Below are 18,386 nucleotides of genomic sequence, written 5' to 3'. Positions count from 1 at the left end.
AGATCCGGGAGAAAATGTTCCGATCTAGCTGGATATAGCTTCTGGAATGACCGATCCGGTGTTCTTCGCGCCATCACGCCGGTATACGGCGGGCGAAGTCGCGAATCTGACCGGCTCGGTGCTTGTCGATTCCGGCCAGTCCGGCGTTTTCATCGACGCGCTGGCGCCTGCCAACGAAGGCGGCGAGAATGCGCTCGTTTTCGTCGATGGCAAACGCAATTCCGTGCTGATGCCGTCGCTGCGGGCTGCCGCTGTGCTGTGCCCGGCGGAGTTCGCCGGCAAGGCGCCTGCCGCCATCGCCGTCCTTGTACATCCCCGTCCGCAACAGGCATTCGCGCTGGTCGGACGACTGCTGTTTCCGACGGCGGCGACCCCGGGGCCAATGACCGGTGAAACCGGTATCTCGCCGCATGCCCATATCGATCCGAGCGCACATGTCGAGGAAGGTGCCGTCGTCGAAGCCGGCGCGGTGATCGGTCCTGCGGTGTCCATAGGCGCCGGCACCGTCATCGCGCCTCACGCCGTCGTCGGCCGTTCCTGCCAGATCGGGCGTGACGGCTATATCGGCCCGGGCGCCAGCGTCCAATATGCCTTGATCGGCAACCGCGTCATCATCCATGGCGGCGCCCGGATCGGCCAGGACGGCTTTGGCTTCGTTGCCGGCGCCAAGGGGCCGGAACGTGTTCCGCAGATCGGCCGCGTCATCATCCAGGACGACGTCGAGATCGGTTCCAATTCCACGGTCGACCGCGGCGCCATGTCCGATACGATCATCGGCCAGGGCACCAAGATCGACAATCTCGTGCAGATCGCGCATAACGTCCGCATCGGCCGCAACTGCATCGTGGCCGGACTTTCGGGTATCTCCGGTTCCGTCGTCGTGGGCGACAATGTCACCATGGGCGGCGGCGTCGGGCTTGCGGATCACCTGACCATAGGGTCGGGCGCGAAGCTTGCCGCGAGAAGCGGATTCATGAGCAATGTGCCCGCGGGCGAGATCTGGGGCGGCTATCCGGCACAGCCGATGGCGGAAGCCATGCGCGAGATAGCCATGCTGCGCAAGCTCGCCAGGACCCGCAAACAGGGCGAGGGGAGCAATGGCTGACATCACCGGGACGACGCTGGAAGCAGTCGACATATTGGGGCTGATGAAGCTCCTGCCGCATCGCTATCCGTTCCTGATGATCGACCGCATCGTCGACATTGATGGCGACGAATCCGCCACCGGCATCAAGAACGTGACCATAAACGAGCCGCATTTTCAGGGTCACTTCCCCGAGCAGCCGGTCATGCCGGGCGTGCTCATCGTCGAGGCGATGGCACAGACTGCCGGGGCCATCTGCATCCGCAGTCTTCGCACTGAAAAGCCGTCGCTGGTCTATTTCCTGACCATCGACAACGCCAAGTTCCGCAAACCGGTCGTTCCCGGCGATCAGTTGAAGATCCATGTCAAGAAAATCAAGAAACGCGGCAACCTGCTCAAATTCGCCTGTGAAGCCCTGGTCGACGGCAACAAGGCCGCCGAGGCTGAGATCTCAGCCATGATGGTCACCGGCGACTGACAATCGAATGCTTATGAAAATCAAGACATCCATCCATCCTTCCTCCGTCGTGGAGGAAGGCGCTCAAATCGGCCAAGGCGTCCGCATAGGACCGCTCTGTTATGTCGGCGCAGATGCCGTGATTGGCGACGGCGTTGAACTGGTCAGCCATGTCTCGGTGATAGGCGCGACGACGATCGGCGCGTCGACCAAGGTCTATCCGATGGCGATACTGGGCGGGCCGCCGCAGAACACCAAGCACAAGGGCGGCCGCACCACGCTCGTCATCGGCGAGAACTGCACGATCCGCGAAGGCGTCACCATGCATGTCGGCACCGATACCAGCCGCGGCGAAACGACGGTCGGCGACAATGGGAATTTTCTCGCCTACGCCCATATCGCCCATGACTGCGTCGTCGGCAAGAACGCCACCTTCGCCAACGGCGCGACGCTGGGCGGACACTGCGAAATCGGCGACAACGTCTATATCGGCGGTCTCAGCGCCGTTCATCAATTCGTGCGGGTAGGCGACAACGCTTTTCTTGGCGGGTGCTCGGCTTTTGTGGGTGATGTCATTCCCTATGCCATGGCGGCGGGAAATCGGGCCAGCCTGCGCGGCCTCAACATCATCGGGCTCAAGCGCTCCGGTCTGCCAAGATCCGAGATCTATCTGCTGCGCAGGGTCTATAAGACAATATTCGACCGCTCGCGCACCGTTGGCGAGAACATCGAATTCGCCAAGGCGGAATTCGCCACGTCACCGACCGCCATGAAGATCATCGATTTCATCTCCAGTCGCGGCAAGCGGCACTATGCTGTGCCATCGCTCAAGGGGAGCGATGGCGATGACGGCGATGACGAAGACTGAGGCGGCGGCAGCGGATTTCGTTCTCTCGCCGGGGGCCAGGGTCGGCATCGTCGCCGGCGGTGGCAGCCTGCCGGTGGAAGTCGCGCAAGGCCTGGCCGCGCATGGCTACCCGCCCTTCATCCTCTTGATGGAAGGTGAGGCCGACCGCCGGCAGGAGTTGCTCCGATACGAACACGACAGCCTCGCCCTTGAGCAGATCGGTTCACTGGTGGCGACGCTGAAGCGCCACGGCATCACTCATGTGGTCCTTGCCGGCGAAATCAGACGCAGGCCCCGGCTGACCGACATCCGTCCTAGCCTCGGCTTGCTGGCGATCGTGCCGTCGGTGATCATGGCGCTGGCGCGCGGCGATGACGGACTTTTGAAGGTGGTGACACGCGGCCTGGAGAAGCGGGGCATCAAAGTGGTCGGCGCGCATGAAGTCGTTCCCGAACTGGCCGCCGGCGAAGGCACGCTGACCGCTGCGAAACCAAAGCAATCGGACTGGCGCGACATCGAGGCGGCCAGGCTGGCCGCCAAGGCCATCGGCGCGCTTGATATCGGGCAGGCGGCGATTGCGATCGGAGGCCGGGCCATCGCGCTGGAAGGCATCGAAGGCACGAGCGGCCTGCTCGAAAGAGCGCGCGCGCTGCGCGGCCATGGCAGGCTTGCCGGAAAGACCCGCGGAGTGCTGGTCAAATGCGCCAAACCCGGCCAGGAGCTGCGGGCCGACCTGCCGTCGATAGGGCCGCAAACGGTGGAAGCAGCGTATGCGGCGGGGCTTGCCGGCATTGCCGTCGAAGCGGGGCGCTCGCTGATCCTGGAAGGGTCGGCAACGCTGTCGCGGGCGAACGCGCTCGGTCTGTTCATCGTCGGCCTGCCAGCGGCGGAGCCGGCGCATGGCTGACAAGGCGCTGAAGATCGCAATCGTGGCCGGCGAGGAATCCGGCGACCTGCTTGGCGCCGACATCGTGCGCTCGATCAAGCAGTCGACGGGGCGCGAGGTGCAGATCGTCGGTCTCGGCGGCCGCCATCTGCAGGCGCTCGGGCTGGTTTCGCCGTTCGACGCCGGAGAGATCGCCCTCATGGGCTTCAGCGCCATCTTGCGTGACCTGCCGCGGCTGATGCGGCGGATCGGCCAGCTGGCCAGCACGGTCGCGGATGCGAAGCCCGACTGCCTCATCACCATCGACAGCCCCGACTTTTCGCTGCGCGTGGCCAGGAAAGTGCGCGCGGCCAACCCGTCCATCCCGATTATCCACTATGTCTGTCCCAGCGTCTGGGCATGGCGGCCGGGCAGGGCGGTGGCGATGAAGCCCTATGTCGACCACATCCTCTGCATCCTGCCGTTCGAGGTGAAGGAGCTAGGCAGGCTCGGCGGACCGCCAGGGACCTATGTCGGACATCGCCTCACCCATGACGCGGGCGTGCTCTCGGCAGCCAGGACGCAGGCCCAACCGCGGGATCTTTCGCCGGATCGCCTGAAGACGCTGCTCGTCCTGCCCGGCTCGCGACGCAGCGAAGTGCGGCGGCTGCTCGAGCCGTTTGGGGAGACCGTGTCGATGCTGCGGGCACGCGGGCATCGCCTGCGGCTGATGTTGCCGACCGTGCCGCATGTCGCCGATGTCGTGCGCTCGGCGGTCGCTCGCTGGGACGAGAAGCCCGAGATCATCCTCGACCCTGAGCGAAAGTGGCAGGCCTTCGGCAAGGCTGACGCGGCGCTGATCGCGTCCGGCACGGTTTCGCTTGAACTGGCGCTGTCCGATGTGCCGATGATCTCCTGCTACCGGCTTGACCCTGTTGCGCGCATCGTGGCGCCATATCTCGTTTCGGTCTGGTCGGCGCTGCTACCCAATCTGATATCGGATCGGGCGCTGATCCCGGAATTCTACAACGAGTATGTCAAGCCGAACAATCTGGCCCGCCAACTCGAAGCGCTGTTCGCCGACACAGGCATGCGCAGATGGCAGAAGGACGGGTTCGCCGAGATCGCGCGGCGCATGACAACCGCCAAGCCGTCAGGCGACATCGCCGCGCAAGTGGTGATGGGGTATATCAAGAGAGTGAGTAGTGAGTAGTGAGTAGGATTACCGCTCTTTCCCTACTGACTACTGACTACTCACTTATTCACTTCTTCCTTTTTACCGCTTCGCGATCGGCACATAGTCTCGCTCCGGCGCACCGGTATAGAGCTGGCGGGGGCGGCCGATCTTCTGGCGCGGATCCTCGATCATCTCCTTCCACTGCGCGATCCAGCCGACGGTGCGGGCGACGGCGAACAGCACGGTGAACATGGTGGTGGGGAAGCCCAGCGCCTTCAGCGTGATGCCGGAGTAGAAGTCGACATTGGGGTAGAGCTTCTTCTCGATGAAATAGGGATCGGTGAGCGCGATCTTCTCCAGTTCCATGGCGATGTCGAGCAGCGGATCGTCCTTGATGCCGAGTTCGCCCAGCACCTCATGCGCGGTCTTCTGCATGATCTTGGCGCGCGGATCGTAGTTCTTGTAGACGCGGTGGCCAAAGCCCATCAGCCGGAACGGATCGTCCTTGTCCTTGGCGCGGGCGATGAATTCCGGAATGTGATCGACATGGCCGATCTCGCCCAGCATGTTCAGCGCCGCTTCGTTGGCGCCGCCATGCGCCGGGCCCCACAGGCAGGCGATGCCGGCGGCGATGCAGGCGAACGGATTGGCGCCAGACGAGCCGGCGAGCCGAACGGTAGAGGTCGAAGCGTTCTGCTCGTGGTCGGCGTGCAGGATGAAGATGCGCTCCATGGCGCGCGCCAGGACCGGGTTGATCTTGTATTCCTCGCACGGCACGGCAAAGCACATGTGCAGGAAGTTGGCGGCGAAATTCAGTTCGTTCTTCGGGTAAATGAAGGGCTGGCCGATATGGTATTTGTAGGCCATGGCCGCGATCGTCGGCATCTTGGCGATCAGCCGCATCGACGCCACCATGCGCTGGTAAGGATCCGAGATGTCGGTGGAGTCGTGATAGAAGGCCGACAGCGCGCCGACCACGCCGCACATCACCGCCATCGGATGCGCGTCGCGGCGGAAGCCGGTGAAGAAGCGCGACATCTGCTCATGCACCATGGTGTGGCGCGTCACGCGGTAGTCGAAATCGTCCTTCTGCGCCTTGGTCGGCAGTTCGCCGTAGAGCAGGAGATAGCAGACTTCGAGGAAGTCGCCATGTTCGGCCAACTGATCGATCGGATATCCGCGATGCAGGAGAATGCCGGCGTCGCCATCGATGAACGTGATCTCGGACTCGCAGCTTGCCGTCGAAGTGAAGCCGGGATCGTAGGTAAAGGCGCCGGTGGTGCTGTACAGCGTGGCGATGTCGATGACGTCAGGCCCGACCGAACCACTTCGCACCTTGAATTCGTGCGTCTTGCCGGCGAATTCCAGCTTTGCCGTGGCTTCCTGGGTCTTGCCGCCCAGTTCCCGTCTTGTCGCAGCTTCGGTCATTGCAAACTCCTTCTTGTTTCCTCATGCCGGCAAAGGCAAATTCTGCAAAGCGACACGTCGAAGTCACCGAATGCGCGTATTCGCGACCGCATTTTAGGAAGTGCGTGCCAGATTGGGCCAAGGCTCAATGTTGCACTGCGAAACGCGCCTTTCAATGCCAATCTTCTTGGGCCAGATTGCTCCTAATCGATTTGATCCGCGATGCGCGCCAGGCTCTCCTCGCGACCAAGCACGGCGAGAACGTCGAACACGCCGGGCGAGGTGCTCTTGCCGGTCAAGGCGGCGCGCAAGGGCTGGGCGACGGCGCCGAGCTTGTGGCCGCCGGCCGTCGCATAGTCCCGGATCGCGGCTTCAGTCGAGGCCGCCGTCCAGTCGCCTGAAACCGCCTCGAGGGCGTCGTGAGCGCCACGCAGGACCTTGCGCGCATCGTCATTGAGCAGCAGGGCTGCCTTCTCGTCGATCGGCAGTGGCCGCGCGGCAAACAGGAAGGCGGCGCCATCGACAAGCTCGACCAGCGTCTTGGCGCGCTCCTTCAGCCCCGGCAACGCTGCCAGCAACTGTGCCCTGTTCCGGTCGTCGAGGCGTGCGGCCATTGCCGGGCCGCCCTCGAGATAGGGCAAGGTGGCGATGAAGATGTCGAACAGCTCGGCATCGCCCATGCGGCGCATGTGGACGCCGTTTAGCGCCTCCAGCTTGGCGAAATCGAAGCGGGCGGCGCCCTTGTTCACATCGCCGATATCGAACCAGGCGATCATGTCCTGGATCGACATGATCTCGTCGTCGCCGTGGCTCCAGCCGAGCCGAGCCAGGTAGTTGAGCAGCGCTTCGGGCAGGTAGCCCATGGCGCGGTAGGCCTCCACGCCCAGCGCGCCGTGCCGCTTCGACAGCTTGGCGCCGTCGGCGCCGTGGATCAGCGGTATGTGCGACATTGAAGGCACATCCCAGCCCATGGCGTTGTAGATCACGGTCTGGCGGGCGGCATTGGTCAGGTGGTCGTCGCCACGGATGATGTGGGTGACGCCCATGTCGTGGTCGTCAACGACGACGGCATGCATGTAGGTCGGATTGCCGTCCGAGCGCAGGATGATGAAGTCGTCCAGATCCTTGTTGGGAAAGCGCACGTCGCCCTGGACACGGTCATGCACCACCGTCTCGCCTTTGGTCGGCGCCTTGATGCGGATCGCGCCCTTGACGCCAGGAGGCGCCTGCGAAGGGTCGCGGTCACGCCAGCTTCCGTCATAGCGCGGCGGCAAGCCCTTGGCCCGCGCCGCGTCGCGCATTGCCTCAAGCTCGGCAGGGGTCTCGTAGCTGTAGTAAGCCTTGCCCATGCGCACCAGCTCCTCGGCCACCTCGCGATGGCGCGGCGCGCGCTCGAACTGCGAGACGGCGTCGCCGTCCCAGGTGAGGCCGAGCCAAGTCAGTCCTTCGAGAATGGCTGCTGTCGCCGCATCGGTGGAGCGCTCGCGGTCGGTGTCCTCGATGCGCAGCAGCATCGTACCGCCGGTGTGCTTGGCGTAGAGCCAGTTGAAGAGCGCCGTACGCGCGCCGCCGATGTGCAGGTAGCCGGTGGGCGAGGGGGCAAAACGGGTGACAACCTTGTCGGACATACAACTCTCGGGAAACGTCTGGAGCGGGGTGCGGATCACACGCACTTTCGCGCGTCGCGCGTTCATGTAGCATAGGGTGTCGAGGGCGCAAGGGGCAGACCCGATGGCTGGAGCGGGCAGGGGCGCGGAGGAAGGCGAGGACGTCGTTGCCGGCGTCAGCGAACGCTCTTTTTTTGCCACGCCCGCGCCCGCCTCATTGCCGCTGGCGTTGTCGCCCCTACAGCAGCCGAGCAAGTCGCCGCCGGCGGATGTTTCCACGCCGCCCGGCATTCCCGCAGCCGGCGCGGCCGTGCGTCTGCGCCGTGAGTTCGGCCGTGCTTCATGGCCTCGTCTGCGCAACGGCGTGGCCAGAGCGTCCGAGCTCGAACTCGATCGGGGCATAGCCTTCCTGCTCGTGCCGGTGTTCCTGGCATGCGGATCGATCGCCTATTTTTCGCTGGCGGCGGAGCCGGGCTTTGCCAAGCCTGTCGCGGTCGCGATCCTGATGTCGCTGTGCGCGCTCGTTTCACGCTCATGGCCGAAAACGCATCTGTGCTTCATGGCGGCGCTGTTGTGCGCGCTCGGCATGCTCGCCGGCAAAGTCGAGACGTGGCGAGCGGGAACGCGGATGCTGGGCTCGGAAATCTCCACGCAAATCACCGGCCGCGTCGTTTCGGTCGACCAGATGGAGACCGGGCGCATCCGGCTGACCATCGATGTGACATCGACCGCGCGGCCGAAACTACTCTACGCGCCGGAGCGCGTTCGCCTTTCGGCACGCAAGGTGCCGGCTGAAGTGACGGCCGGTTCGCTCGTGACCGGCTATGCCAGGCTGTTGCCGCCGACCGGACCGGTGCGGCCGGACAGCTACGACTTTTCCTTCGACAGCTACTTCGCCGGCATAGGCGCCAGCGGCTTCTTTCTCGGCAACCCCAAAATCGTCTCAGCCGATGACAGGCCGCTGTGGGCCGCCCTTTCAGCCGCCATCGAGAGTGCTCGCGAAAGCATTGCCGACCATATCAGGGGCAGCATCGGCGGCGCCGAGGGCGAGATCGCCGCGGCGCTGATCGTGGGTGTGCGCGCCGGGATTCCCGACGAGATCAATGAAGCGATGCGACGCACCGGCATCTACCACATCATCTCAATTTCCGGGCTGCACATGGCGCTGGTCGCCGGCACGGTCATGGGTCTGCTGCGTGGCGGCTTCGCGCTGTTCCCGAGTTTTTCCTCCCGCCGGCCGGTCAAGAAATACGCGGCCGCGGCGGCACTTTTCTCGATCGCAGCCTATCTCGTCATTTCGGGCGTCGTCGTTGCCGCCGAACGCAGCTTCATCATGCTGGCGGTGATGCTGATCGCCGTTCTGTTCGATCGGGCGGCACTCACCATGCGCAATCTGGCTATTTCCGCGATCGCCGTCATCGTGGTGTCGCCGCACGAGGTGGTAGGGCCGAGCTTCCAGATGTCGTTCGCCGCCACCGCGGCCCTGGTGGGCGCCTATGCCGGCTGGTCGGATCGCAAAGCCGACAAAGCGCGGACCCCGCCGCCGCAACGGACCTTGCCTGGCCTCCTGACGCGAAAATTGCTGCTGGCGACAGGTGGGCTGGCGATGACCTCGATTATCGCGGGAAGCGCCACGGCGCTTTTCGCCATCTGGCATTTCCAGCGCGTGTCGCCGCTCAGCCTGTTCGCCAATCTTGCCGTCATGCCGATCGTTTCGGTCGTGATGTTCCTTGCGGTTGCCAGTGCGCTGCTGATGCCGTTCGGGTTCGATGGACCATCCCTTTATCTGATGGGCAAGGGACTGACCGCGATGATCGCCATATCAGGATGGATCTCGCAACGCTCGCCGGTCGACGCGGTCGGGTTGATTTCGCAGCAATCCGTCCTTCTGGTGGCGATCGCCCTGGTCATCGCGACGATGGCCACGACATGGCTGCGGCTGGCGGCACTTCCCTTCGCGCTCGCCGGCCTGTTGACCGTCTCGGACACGCGCACGCCGGACGTGCTGATTTCGGAGGATGCCCGCCTGGTGGCACTGCCGATCGGCGGCGGTGAGCTCGCGATCAACCGGGCGCGCCCGAACGAATTCACCGTCGATAATTGGAAACGCGCGCTGAAGTCCGAAACCATCGTTGCGCCGGAACTGTTCGACAGCGGAGACCGACAGTTCGACATCTTCGATTCCGCGCAACTTCCGGCGGGAGCGCCTTTCTATTGCTTCACGGGCCTGTGCATGGCCCGGCATACCTCGGGGGCGATCATCGCGCAGGTGGAGGATCGCAAGGACGCCTGGAGGGCCTGCTCCTATGCGGATCTGATCGTCATCAACGACCCCGCGGGCTACGATCCCTGCCACAATCCGCTGGTTCTCGTCATCACCAAGCGGCAGCTCGCTCGTAAGGGAAGTGCCGCCGTCTTCTTCGACCAGCAATCGGCGACGGCACCGGCACGGGTCAGCTTTGCCGTCGACAGGCCATATCGGCCTTGGCACGAACAGCGGAAATTCTCACGCGAGGCAAGGGGACTGCCGCCTTACCGTAAACCCGAAAAGCCCACCGCCGACCCCGCTCAGTAGCGCCTGATCAGGCCGACCAGCTTGCCTTGCACCTTGACCCTGTCCGGTCCGAAAATACGTGTTTCATAGGCCGGATTGGCAGCCTCGAGCGCAATCGAAGCACCCTTTCGGCGGAAGCGCTTCAGCGTTGCTTCCTCCTCGTCCACCAGGGCCACGATGATCTCGCCGGGACTTGCGGTGTCGGCATTGCGGATGATGACCGTGTCGCCGTCGAAAATGCCGGCCTCGATCATCGAATCGCCCTTGACCTCCAGCGCATAGTGTTCGCCGCCCATGATCATGTCAGGCGGCACTGAAATGGAATGCGTCTGATGCTGGATGGCGTCGATCGGCACACCCGCTGCGATGCGACCCATGACCGGGATCGACACCGCTGAAACCGCATCGTCGTCATTGCCGGCAGCGGGCAGACGCGAAGACGTCGCCGGCTTGATCTGCCGGCTAGGGCTGCTGCCCTGTCCGAGGCTGCCCTGGATGACGCTCGGGGAGAACTTCTTTGCCGCGTTAAGACCCGGCGCGATCGAGTCCGGCAGGCGCAGCACCTCCAGCGCGCGCGCCCGGTTGGGCAGGCGGCGAATGAAGCCGCGCTCCTCCAACGCCGTGATCAGCCGATGAATTCCCGACTTGGAGGCGAGGTCCAGCGCTTCCTTCATCTCGTCGAAGGACGGCGGAATGCCGCTTTCCTTCAGCCGTTCATGGATGAACATCAAGAGTTCATGTTGCTTGCGCGTGAGCATGGCGGCCCCCAAAGGCATTGCACAAAGGGTCTGGAACCAGAATCAGAAAACAAACCCAGAACAAACACTATCTGTTCCAGTTGTGTTCCGCAACCATTTAAAGTTTAATGAATTTGTTAAGGCGACGGAAACGAAATGCCCTCCCGCAGCCAGCATCCTGCCAGCGCGGTCCGTCGTCAATGCGCTCCCGGGCCCTTTGAAACTATTTTGGTTAATGGCCTGTGGCCCGACCGGTCTCCACTCTTGGCACATGCCTGCAAGCTGGGTGACCGGCAGGTGCGGGGTGCGTTTGGGCGGATTAGAAACCCCTGCGGCTCGTGAACGAAACGAAACCAAAATGCCAACTTCCCGCCGGAAAACGACGAGGCACCACCACTGGTCGCGATGGGCTGCGTTCGCTCGCTCCTTGCTTCCCGTTCGCTTGACGAAACCGTATAATAATGTACGGTTTTCGAAGAGGAACACCAATGACCACGCCGAAGCAGGCCGCGCGACGCGAACGGATAGAGGAGGCCGCCTATGCGGTGCTCCGGGAAACCGGCTACAAGAGCGCCTCCCTGCTTGCTATCGCCAAGCGGGCATCGGCCTCGAACGAAACCCTCTACAACTGGTACGGCAACAAGCAGACCCTGTTTCGATCCTTGATCGAAGCCAATGCGGGAGAGGCAAGGAAGCTGCTGGAGGACGCCCTTCACCAGGCGCGCGATCCGCTCGAAACCCTGAACTTGCTCGGGCCAGTCCTGCTGACCCTCGTGACGGGCGACAAGGCGGTGGCGCTCAATCGCGCCGCGGCCGGCGACGTCAACGATACAGGCACGCTTGGCCAATCGATCGCGCAATTCGGCCGCAATACCATAATGCCGCTTGTTGGCGACCTGCTTCGAACCGCAAGTCGGGCCGGCCTGATCGCCTGTGACGATCCTGCCGAAGCCGCCGACATCTACATCAGTCTTTTGATCGGCGATCTCCAGGTTCGCCGGATCGTTGGGGTGCTCGAGGAACTGCCTCGGGCGGAAATCGAGCAAAGATCGAACCGGGCGTTCACCCTGTTCTTGCGCCTCTATGCGGCCAGCCCTTGCCCGGGCGGCAAAACAGCCGGCCCGTTTCCAGGGCGCTCTTCTCACCGAGGAACATCGCGACCATGAGCAAAATTCCCGATCTCGCAGCGATCGAGGCAATGGACACCGCGGATCCGCTGCGTGCCATGCGTGACCGCTTCACCTTGCCCCAGGGGGTGATCTATCTCGACGGCAATTCGCTGGGCGCCGCCTCGCCCGCCGTGTTCGGCGAGCTGCAGAAGGCCGCCACGCAGGAGTGGGCGCAGGATCTCATCCGCGCCTGGAACACCGCCGGCTGGTTCGACATGCCGGTCGAACTCGGCGACCAACTCGGGCGCCTGATCGGGGCCGCCGCCGGCCAGACGGTGGTCTGCGATACCACCTCGATCAACATCTACAAGGTGCTGCATGCGGCACTCGGGATGCGGCCGGACAGGTCAGTCATCGTCGCCGAGGGGGACAGCTTTCCGACCGATCTCTATATGGCCGAAGGCGTTGCCTCGACGCGGCCGGGCACGGTGCTGCGGCTCGAGGGTGTCGATGCGCCGACCATAGAAGAACTGATCGACGAGCGGGTCGCGGTCATCCTGGTCAACCACGTCAACTACAAATCCGGGCAGTTACGCGACATGGCCGCGCTGACGCGGACGGCACATGATGCCGGCGCGCTGATTGTCTGGGATCTCTGCCATACCGCCGGCGCCTTGCCCGTCGAGCTCGACCGTTCGAATGCCGATTTCGCCGTTGGCTGCACCTACAAATATCTCAATGGCGGCCCGGGTGCCCCGGCCTTCATCTACGCGGCCGAGCGCCACCATGGCGATGTCCGCCAGCCGCTCAGCGGCTGGTGGGGCCATGCGCGGCCATTCGCCTTCGAACAGGGTTTTGCTGCCGGCACAGGCATCCGCCGGTTTCTCTGCGGCACGCAGCCTGTGCTGTCGATGCGCGCGCTCAAAGGGGCGCTCGATGTCTGGAACGACGTCGACATGGCAGAGGTGCGCAGGAAGAGCATGGCGTTGACCGATCTGTTCATCCAACTGGTCGAGGCAAAATGCGGCGCCTACGGCCTCGAACTCGAAAGCCCGCGCGATGGCAATGAGCGCGGCAGCCAGGTTTCGTTCCTCCACCCGCATGGCTATCAGGTGATGCGGGCCTTGATCGAGCGCGGCGTGATCGGCGATTTCCGCGCGCCATCCACGATTCGCTTCGGCTTTACGCCGCTTTATGTCGGCTATGTCGATGTCTGGCAGGCTGTCGAGGTGCTGGAAGACATTTTGCGCACGGACGCGTGGCAGGAGGCGCGTTTCGCCGTCAAGGCGGCGGTGACTTAAGAGCCTGTCGCTCAGAAAAGCGCAGTGGGTTCGGGATAACGATATGCAGTCGGCAAAGCTACGTCAGAGCCGGGTGCGGACCTTCCACAGCTCCGGGAACAACTCCACCTCCAGCATCTTCTTCAGGTAGGACGCGCCCGATGTGCCGCCGGTGCCGCGCTTCATGCCGATGATGCGCTCGACCGTGGTGACGTGGTTGAAGCGCCAACGGCGGAAATAATCCTCGAAGTCGACCAGCTTCTCGGCGAGTTCGTAGAACATCCAGTAGCGCTGCGGGTCGCGGTAGATGGTCTGCCAGGCGACAAGGACCTCTTCGTTCTCGGTCCGGGTTTCGCGCCAGTCCGTACGCCTTGCGTCGGCGCCGATGTCGAAGCCGTTGCGGGCGAGCAGCAGCAGCGTCTCGTCGTAGAGCGACGGTTGCGCCAGAATCGCCTCCAGTTTCTCGCTGAGGTCCGGCCGGTGCTTGTGCGGTCCGAGCATTGCGAGATTGCGGTTGCCGGCCACGAACTCGATGGCACGGTACTGCCAGGACTGGAAGCCCGAGGACTGGCCGAGCGCATCACGAAACTCGGTGTATTCACTGGGCGTCATGGTGCGCAGCACGTCCCAGGCATTGTTGAGCTGCTCGAAGATGCGGGCGACACGCGAAAGCATCTTGAAGCTCGGTTCGAGACGGTCTGCGCGGATGGAGCGGATTGCTGCGCCGATTTCGTGCAGCGCGAGCTTCATCCAGAGCTCCGATGTCTGGTGCTGGATGATGAACAGCATCTCGTCATGGGCTGACGAAAGCGGCTCCTGCGCCTCGAGCACCTTTTCCAGATGCAGATAGTCGCTGTAGGACATGCGCTCCTTGAACGACATTTCCGCGCCCTCGGCGGACGGGTCGTAGGGCTTGCTCAATTGACCTTCTCCGCGCGCAGCCGGAAGCGCTGGATCTTGCCGGTCTGCGTCTTGGGCAAAGCGGCGATGAATTTTACCGAACGCGGATATTTGTAGGGCGCGATCATGGCCTTGACGTGATCCTGCAGACGCTTGACGGTCATTGCGTCTGGCGCCACGCCTTGCACGAGCACGACATGAGCCTCGACGATCTGACCGCGCTCGGCATCCTCGGCGCCAATCACCGCGCATTCGGCGACATCGGCATGCGCCAGCAGCGCCGCTTCGACCTCAGGGCCGGCGATGTTGTAGCCGGCACTGACAATCATGTCGTCGGAGCGCGCGGCGAAGTGGAAGAAACCGTCCTCGTCCTGCCAGAACGTGTCGCCGGTGAGGTTCCACCCGTCGCGGACATAGTCGCTCTGCCTGGCATCGGCCATGTAGCGGCAGCCGGTCGGTCCCCGCACCGCGAGCCTGCCCGCGGTGCCGCGCGGCACTTCGCGCATTTCGTCGTCGACGACGCGCGCCTGATAGCCGCCAACGGCCTTGCCGGTGGAGGCAGGCTTCATGTCATCGAAGCGGTTGGAGATGAAAATATGCAGCATTTCCGTGGCGCCGATGCCGTCAAGGATCGGCTTTCCGGTTTTCTCAGTCCATTCCTCGAAGACCGGCGCGGGCAAGGTCTCGCCGGCCGAAACGGCGACGCGCAGCGACGATAAATCGGCCCCTTCGTCCATGGCCTTGAGCATTGCGCGATAGGCGGTGGGCGCGGTGAAGGAGATCGTCGCTTTGTAGGTTTCGATGATGTGGACCATGTTGGGCGGCGTTGCCTGTTCCAGCAGCGTCGCCGCGGCGCCGAAACGCAGCGGGAAGATGGCGAGACCGCCAAGGCCAAAGGTGAAGGCCAGGGGCGGCGAGCCGACGAAGATGTCGTCAGGCGTCACCTGCAGGATCTCGCGGGCGTAGGCGTCGGCGATGATCAGGAGGTCGCGGTGAAAATGCATCGTCGCCTTCGGCACGCCTGTCGTGCCTGAGGTGAAGCCGAGCAGGGCGACGTCGTCACGCCCGGTCTGCACCGCGGTAAACGTCACGGGCTTGTCGAGGGCGGTGCGATCGAGTTCGGCGTCGTGGTTGGCGGTGCCGTCGAAGCCGATGACCTGCTTGAGGAACGCGCTGTCCTTGGCGCAGGCGGTCATCTCGTCCATCAGCCTGGTGTCGCACAGCGCTGTCGTGATTTCGGCCTTGTCGACGATCTTGGCGAGTTCGCCGGCGCGCAGCATCGGCATCGTGTTGACCACGACGGCGCCGACCTTGGTGGCGGCCAGCCAGCAGGCCACCATTGCGGGGTTGTTGGCCGAGCGGATCAGCACCCGATTGCCTGGCTTGACGCCGTAATTCTCGACCAGCGCATGCGCCAGCCTGTTCGTCCAGTCGGATAATTCCTTGTAGGTGCGGCGGCGGCCGTTGCCGATCAGCGCGGTGTGGTCGCCCAACCCTTTCTCGACCAGCCTGTCGGTCAGTTCGACGCCGGCATTGAGCCGTTCGGGATAGTCGAAGCCGTCGAGCAGGAAGTCCGGCCATTGATCCGGCGGCGGCAGGTTATCGCGCGTGAACGTGTCGATATGCGCTGATGGCCCAAGCATTTTCGGCTGCCCCTGTCTGCCTCACGCCCATCGCTGAACAAGGCACAGGATCGCACCAGTCGAAATTTGTTTCAAGCCTAAAATGTTTTGCCCCCGGAGCATTGACGTTGCCGCTGTCGATCGCCATTGCTATCGGCTGAAACGATGCCGTCCGGGGGAGGGTGCCGATGCTCGAACATCGCATTGCCGATTGGGACAATGCCTACGCCAACGGCGCCAACATCGCCGGCAGCGATCGCTGGCCAGCTGCATGGGTCGAACCGGCGCAGGCATTTCGCGATGCGCTTGCGGCAAAGGGCAGGACTCAGCTCGACATCGCCTATGGCGACAGGCCGCGCAACCGGCTCGATCTCTTCCTTCCCGCCGGGGCACCCAAGGGGCTCGTCGTGTTCATCCATGGCGGCTACTGGCTGGAGTCCGACAAGGATAGCTGGTCGCATCTCGCCAAGGGCTCGGTTGACAGCGGCTTTGCCGTGGCGATGCCGTCCTATACGCTCTGCCCCGCCATACGCATCGCCGGCATCTCCCACGAGATCGGCGCGGCGATCGGCAAGGCGGCGGCGATGGTCGGGGGACCGCTTATGCTGACCGGGCATTCGGCCGGCGGCCATCTCGCCAGCCGCATGGCGACGACATCAACGCCCTTGGCGGCCGGCGTGGCAAGGCGCGTACGCCACGTTGTTTCGATTTCGGGCCTGCATGACCTGCGTCCGCTTATGCGCACCGGCATGAACGCGGCGCTGAAAATCGATGAAGCCGAGGCGCTGACGGAAAGCCCGGCGCTGCTGCGGCCCATGGATGGCGCTCGCGTCACGTGCTGGGCCGGAGGCGGCGAGCGGTCCGAGTTCTTGCGCCAGAACGCCTTGCTGGCCAATATCTGGACAGGGCTTGGTGCCGTCACGAGCGCGGTGGTCGAGCCGGACCGACATCATTACGACATTGTCGAAGGCCTGGCTGATCCGGTCCATCCGCTGACACGAACTTTGCTTGCGGAGTAGAAAAACGGCGAAACTTCACCTCAGCATTATAACGCTGCAGGCATTTCCTACAGCCGCGGCGGACGCAGACGGTTCGCGCACGATCAGTCCGTTGGCCTCGGCCAGTATCCTCAGCATCGAGGAATCCTGGATGCTGAAAGGGGTTGCCACCAGCATGCCGGCCTCTTGCCTGACCACCGCCCGCACATAGTCCTGGCGCAGATCATTGGCCTGCATGGCGGCGCCCAGCCTTGCCTGACGAATATCTTGCCGGAAATCGCGGCCGCCGAGGCGTGCCAGGAGCGGTTTCAGGAACAGTTGCGAGCAGACGAGGCTCGCCACCGGATTGCCGGGCAGGCCGATGCACCTGATGTCGCCGAGGCGGCCGAACATCAGCGGCTTGCCGGGACGCATGGCGATCTTCCAGAAACCCAGCGTCATGCCTTCGCCGGTCAGCACGTCATGGATCAGATCGTGGTCGCCGACCGAGGCGCCGCCAAGCGTGACGATGACATCAGCGCCGGCCGCGACCGCTTTCCTGACCAGCGCCGCGATGGCTTCCTCGCGATCAGCGGCAATGCCGAGATCAAGCGCATGCGCGCCGACCGATTGCGCGGCGGCGGCGACGCCATAGGCGTTTGACGAAATGATCTGGTCGGGGCCGAGTTCGCTGCCGGGCGGCAGCAGCTCGTCGCCGGTGGCGATGATGGCAACCAGCGGCCGCTTTACGACGCCCACCCGGGGATGGTTGGCCGAGGCGACAAGCGACAGTGCTGCCGGATCGAGCACGCGGCCTTTTTCCAGCAGGATGTCGCCCTCGGAGAAATCGAGCCCGAAGCGGCGGATGTTGCGCCCCTCGGCCGTCGGTTCGACCACCTCGATGCTGCCGCCGCCGAGGTCACGAACGTTTTCCTGGATGACGATGGTGTCTGCGCCTTGCGGCAGCGGAGCACCGGTGAAGATGCGCACGGCCTGCGCCTTGCCGACGGCGCCGTCAAAGCCGCGCCCGGCCGCCGCCACGCCCATCACCGAAAGCCGGGACGGCACGGACGCGACATCGACAGCGCGGACCGCGTATCCGTCCATGGCAGAGGCGTTGAAGGGCGGTTGGGTGCGCAACGCCACCACCGGTTCCGCGAGAACGCGATCCACGGCCTCGAGGAGCGAAACGCTTTCGCTCGCAAGCGGCGCAGCACCCTCCAGCAGGCGTTCGAGCGCTGCTGCGACCGGAAGCAGCGCCATCAGGCGACCGCCCCATCTTCGCCAGCGGCTTTGTAGTCGCCCGACTTGCCGCCGGTCTTTTCGACCAACCGGATGCCGGTGATGACCATGGCACGGTCGACCGCCTTGGCCATGTCGTAAATGGTCAGGCAGGCAACCGAAGCCGCGGTGAGCGCTTCCATCTCGACGCCGGTCTTGCCGGTGACGCGCGCCAGCGCAATGATCTTCAGTCCGGGCAGGGCAGGATCGGGCTCAATGTCGACGGAGACCTTGGTCAAGAGCAGCGGATGGCAGAGCGGGACCAGCTCATGCGTCTTCTTCGCTGCCATGATGCCGGCTATGCGCGCGGTGCCCAGCACATCGCCTTTCTTGGCATTGCCGGCCAGGATCATCTTCAGCGTCTCGGGCCGCATCGAGACGAAACCCTCGGCGACAGCGGTGCGCGTCGTTTCGTCCTTGCCGCCAACATCGACCATGTTGGCCTGGCCCTGCGGGCCGAGATGGGTGAGGGCGGCCGTCAT

At 63.9% G+C, this 18,386-nt stretch carries 16 protein-coding genes; 9 read left to right on the top strand and 7 right to left on the bottom strand.

The window, feature by feature from the left end; all coding sequences use genetic code 11:
- Positions 1 to 46: 46 nt before the first annotated feature.
- From lpxD to lpxB, 5 genes are read left to right on the top strand one after another with little or no spacing between them, the layout of a single operon-like run.
- Positions 47 to 1,105, top strand: a complete 1,059-nt coding sequence (lpxD, locus tag FJ490_RS06885; RefSeq protein ID WP_140498688.1) for a UDP-3-O-(3-hydroxymyristoyl)glucosamine N-acyltransferase — start codon at positions 47 to 49, stop codon at positions 1,103 to 1,105.
- Complete coding sequence (gene fabZ / locus FJ490_RS06880; protein WP_140498686.1) at positions 1,098 to 1,562, top strand: 3-hydroxyacyl-ACP dehydratase FabZ; 465 nt, start codon at positions 1,098 to 1,100, stop codon at positions 1,560 to 1,562. The genes lpxD and fabZ overlap by 8 nt, the downstream gene beginning before the upstream one ends.
- 13 nt (positions 1,563 to 1,575) lie before the next feature.
- Positions 1,576 to 2,409 (top strand): acyl-ACP--UDP-N-acetylglucosamine O-acyltransferase, encoded by an 834-nt coding sequence (lpxA, locus tag FJ490_RS06875; protein ID WP_140498684.1) that lies wholly within the window; start codon positions 1,576 to 1,578, stop codon positions 2,407 to 2,409.
- Positions 2,381 to 3,295 carry an LpxI family protein gene (locus tag FJ490_RS06870; protein WP_140729161.1) on the top strand — a complete coding sequence of 305 codons (915 nt, stop codon included), beginning with the start codon at positions 2,381 to 2,383 and terminating at the stop codon, positions 3,293 to 3,295. The genes lpxA and FJ490_RS06870 overlap by 29 nt, the downstream gene beginning before the upstream one ends.
- Positions 3,288 to 4,466, top strand: a complete 1,179-nt coding sequence (gene lpxB / locus FJ490_RS06865) for a lipid-A-disaccharide synthase (protein WP_140729160.1) — start codon at positions 3,288 to 3,290, stop codon at positions 4,464 to 4,466. The genes FJ490_RS06870 and lpxB overlap by 8 nt, the downstream gene beginning before the upstream one ends.
- Positions 4,467 to 4,529: 63 nt before the next feature.
- Here lpxB and gltA read toward each other — a convergent pair whose 3' ends face one another.
- Positions 4,530 to 5,858 (bottom strand): citrate synthase, encoded by a 1,329-nt coding sequence (gene gltA, locus FJ490_RS06860; protein WP_140498678.1) that lies wholly within the window; start codon positions 5,856 to 5,858, stop codon positions 4,530 to 4,532.
- 182 nt (positions 5,859 to 6,040) lie between these two features.
- Complete coding sequence (gltX, locus tag FJ490_RS06855; protein WP_140515358.1) at positions 6,041 to 7,465, bottom strand: glutamate--tRNA ligase; 1,425 nt, start codon at positions 7,463 to 7,465, stop codon at positions 6,041 to 6,043.
- Positions 7,466 to 7,568: 103 nt separating this feature from the next.
- On the opposite strand from gltX, the gene FJ490_RS06850 reads away from it, so the two are divergent.
- Positions 7,569 to 10,019 (top strand): ComEC/Rec2 family competence protein, encoded by a 2,451-nt coding sequence (locus tag FJ490_RS06850; RefSeq protein WP_140729159.1) that lies wholly within the window; start codon positions 7,569 to 7,571, stop codon positions 10,017 to 10,019.
- Here FJ490_RS06850 and lexA read toward each other — a convergent pair.
- Entirely contained in the window at positions 10,013 to 10,756 is a 744-nt protein-coding gene (gene lexA / locus FJ490_RS06845) for a transcriptional repressor LexA (RefSeq protein ID WP_140498674.1), read from the bottom strand. The genes FJ490_RS06850 and lexA overlap by 7 nt on opposite strands.
- A 467-nt stretch (positions 10,757 to 11,223) precedes the next feature.
- Between lexA and FJ490_RS06840 the strand changes: the two genes are divergently transcribed.
- Together FJ490_RS06840 and kynU are read left to right on the top strand one after the other, a co-directional pair.
- Positions 11,224 to 11,901: a TetR/AcrR family transcriptional regulator C-terminal domain-containing protein gene (locus FJ490_RS06840; RefSeq protein ID WP_140762088.1), complete on the top strand. Its 678-nt coding sequence runs from the start codon at positions 11,224 to 11,226 to the stop codon at positions 11,899 to 11,901.
- Complete coding sequence (gene kynU / locus FJ490_RS06835; protein WP_140584437.1) at positions 11,898 to 13,145, top strand: kynureninase; 1,248 nt, start codon at positions 11,898 to 11,900, stop codon at positions 13,143 to 13,145. The genes FJ490_RS06840 and kynU overlap by 4 nt, the downstream gene beginning before the upstream one ends.
- Before the next feature lie 63 nt (positions 13,146 to 13,208).
- Here the strand turns inward: kynU and kynA are convergent, their stop codons facing one another.
- Entirely contained in the window at positions 13,209 to 14,045 is an 837-nt protein-coding gene (gene kynA / locus FJ490_RS06830) for a tryptophan 2,3-dioxygenase (RefSeq protein ID WP_140729157.1), read from the bottom strand.
- A complete protein-coding gene (locus FJ490_RS06825) occupies positions 14,042 to 15,667 on the bottom strand; it encodes an AMP-binding protein (RefSeq protein WP_140729156.1) in 1,626 nt (541 codons plus the stop codon). The genes kynA and FJ490_RS06825 overlap by 4 nt, the downstream gene beginning before the upstream one ends.
- 167 nt (positions 15,668 to 15,834) lie before the next feature.
- On the opposite strand from FJ490_RS06825, the gene FJ490_RS06820 reads away from it, so the two are divergent.
- Entirely contained in the window at positions 15,835 to 16,665 is an 831-nt protein-coding gene (locus FJ490_RS06820) for an alpha/beta hydrolase (protein ID WP_140557166.1), read from the top strand.
- Between the two features lie 15 nt (positions 16,666 to 16,680).
- Here the strand turns inward: FJ490_RS06820 and glp are convergent, their stop codons facing one another.
- Both glp and moaC read right to left on the bottom strand, forming a co-directional pair.
- On the bottom strand, positions 16,681 to 17,886 hold the full coding sequence (gene glp / locus FJ490_RS06815; RefSeq protein WP_140729155.1) for a gephyrin-like molybdotransferase Glp: 1,206 nt from the start codon (positions 17,884 to 17,886) through the stop codon (positions 16,681 to 16,683).
- Entirely contained in the window at positions 17,886 to 18,386 is a 501-nt protein-coding gene (gene moaC / locus FJ490_RS06810) for a cyclic pyranopterin monophosphate synthase MoaC (RefSeq protein ID WP_140729154.1), read from the bottom strand. Before moaC ends, glp begins: the two co-directional genes overlap by 1 nt.

The organism is Mesorhizobium sp. B2-5-11 (assembly GCF_006440835.1).
In the GTDB taxonomy this organism is placed as follows: domain Bacteria; phylum Pseudomonadota; class Alphaproteobacteria; order Rhizobiales; family Rhizobiaceae; genus Mesorhizobium.
Note: the sequence above shows the minus strand (reverse complement) of the source record. Positions and strands in the feature narration are given on the sequence as shown.

Coding starts and splice junctions, on each gene's coding strand:
- lpxD (WP_140498688.1), top strand. CDS start 47: ATGACCGATCCGGTGTTCTTCGCGCCATCACGCCGGTATACGGCGGGC.
- fabZ (WP_140498686.1), top strand. CDS start 1,098: ATGGCTGACATCACCGGGACGACGCTGGAAGCAGTCGACATATTGGGG.
- lpxA (WP_140498684.1), top strand. CDS start 1,576: ATGAAAATCAAGACATCCATCCATCCTTCCTCCGTCGTGGAGGAAGGC.
- FJ490_RS06870 (WP_140729161.1), top strand. CDS start 2,381: ATGGCGATGACGGCGATGACGAAGACTGAGGCGGCGGCAGCGGATTTC.
- lpxB (WP_140729160.1), top strand. CDS start 3,288: ATGGCTGACAAGGCGCTGAAGATCGCAATCGTGGCCGGCGAGGAATCC.
- gltA (WP_140498678.1), bottom strand. CDS start 5,858: ATGACCGAAGCTGCGACAAGACGGGAACTGGGCGGCAAGACCCAGGAA.
- gltX (WP_140515358.1), bottom strand. CDS start 7,465: ATGTCCGACAAGGTTGTCACCCGTTTTGCCCCCTCGCCCACCGGCTAC.
- FJ490_RS06850 (WP_140729159.1), top strand. CDS start 7,569: ATGGCTGGAGCGGGCAGGGGCGCGGAGGAAGGCGAGGACGTCGTTGCC.
- lexA (WP_140498674.1), bottom strand. CDS start 10,756: ATGCTCACGCGCAAGCAACATGAACTCTTGATGTTCATCCATGAACGG.
- FJ490_RS06840 (WP_140762088.1), top strand. CDS start 11,224: ATGACCACGCCGAAGCAGGCCGCGCGACGCGAACGGATAGAGGAGGCC.
- kynU (WP_140584437.1), top strand. CDS start 11,898: ATGAGCAAAATTCCCGATCTCGCAGCGATCGAGGCAATGGACACCGCG.
- FJ490_RS06825 (WP_140729156.1), bottom strand. CDS start 15,667: ATGCTTGGGCCATCAGCGCATATCGACACGTTCACGCGCGATAACCTG.
- FJ490_RS06820 (WP_140557166.1), top strand. CDS start 15,835: ATGCTCGAACATCGCATTGCCGATTGGGACAATGCCTACGCCAACGGC.
- glp (WP_140729155.1), bottom strand. CDS start 17,886: ATGGCGCTGCTTCCGGTCGCAGCAGCGCTCGAACGCCTGCTGGAGGGT.
- moaC (WP_140729154.1), bottom strand. CDS start 18,386: ATGACGGCCGCCCTCACCCATCTCGGCCCGCAGGGCCAGGCCAACATG.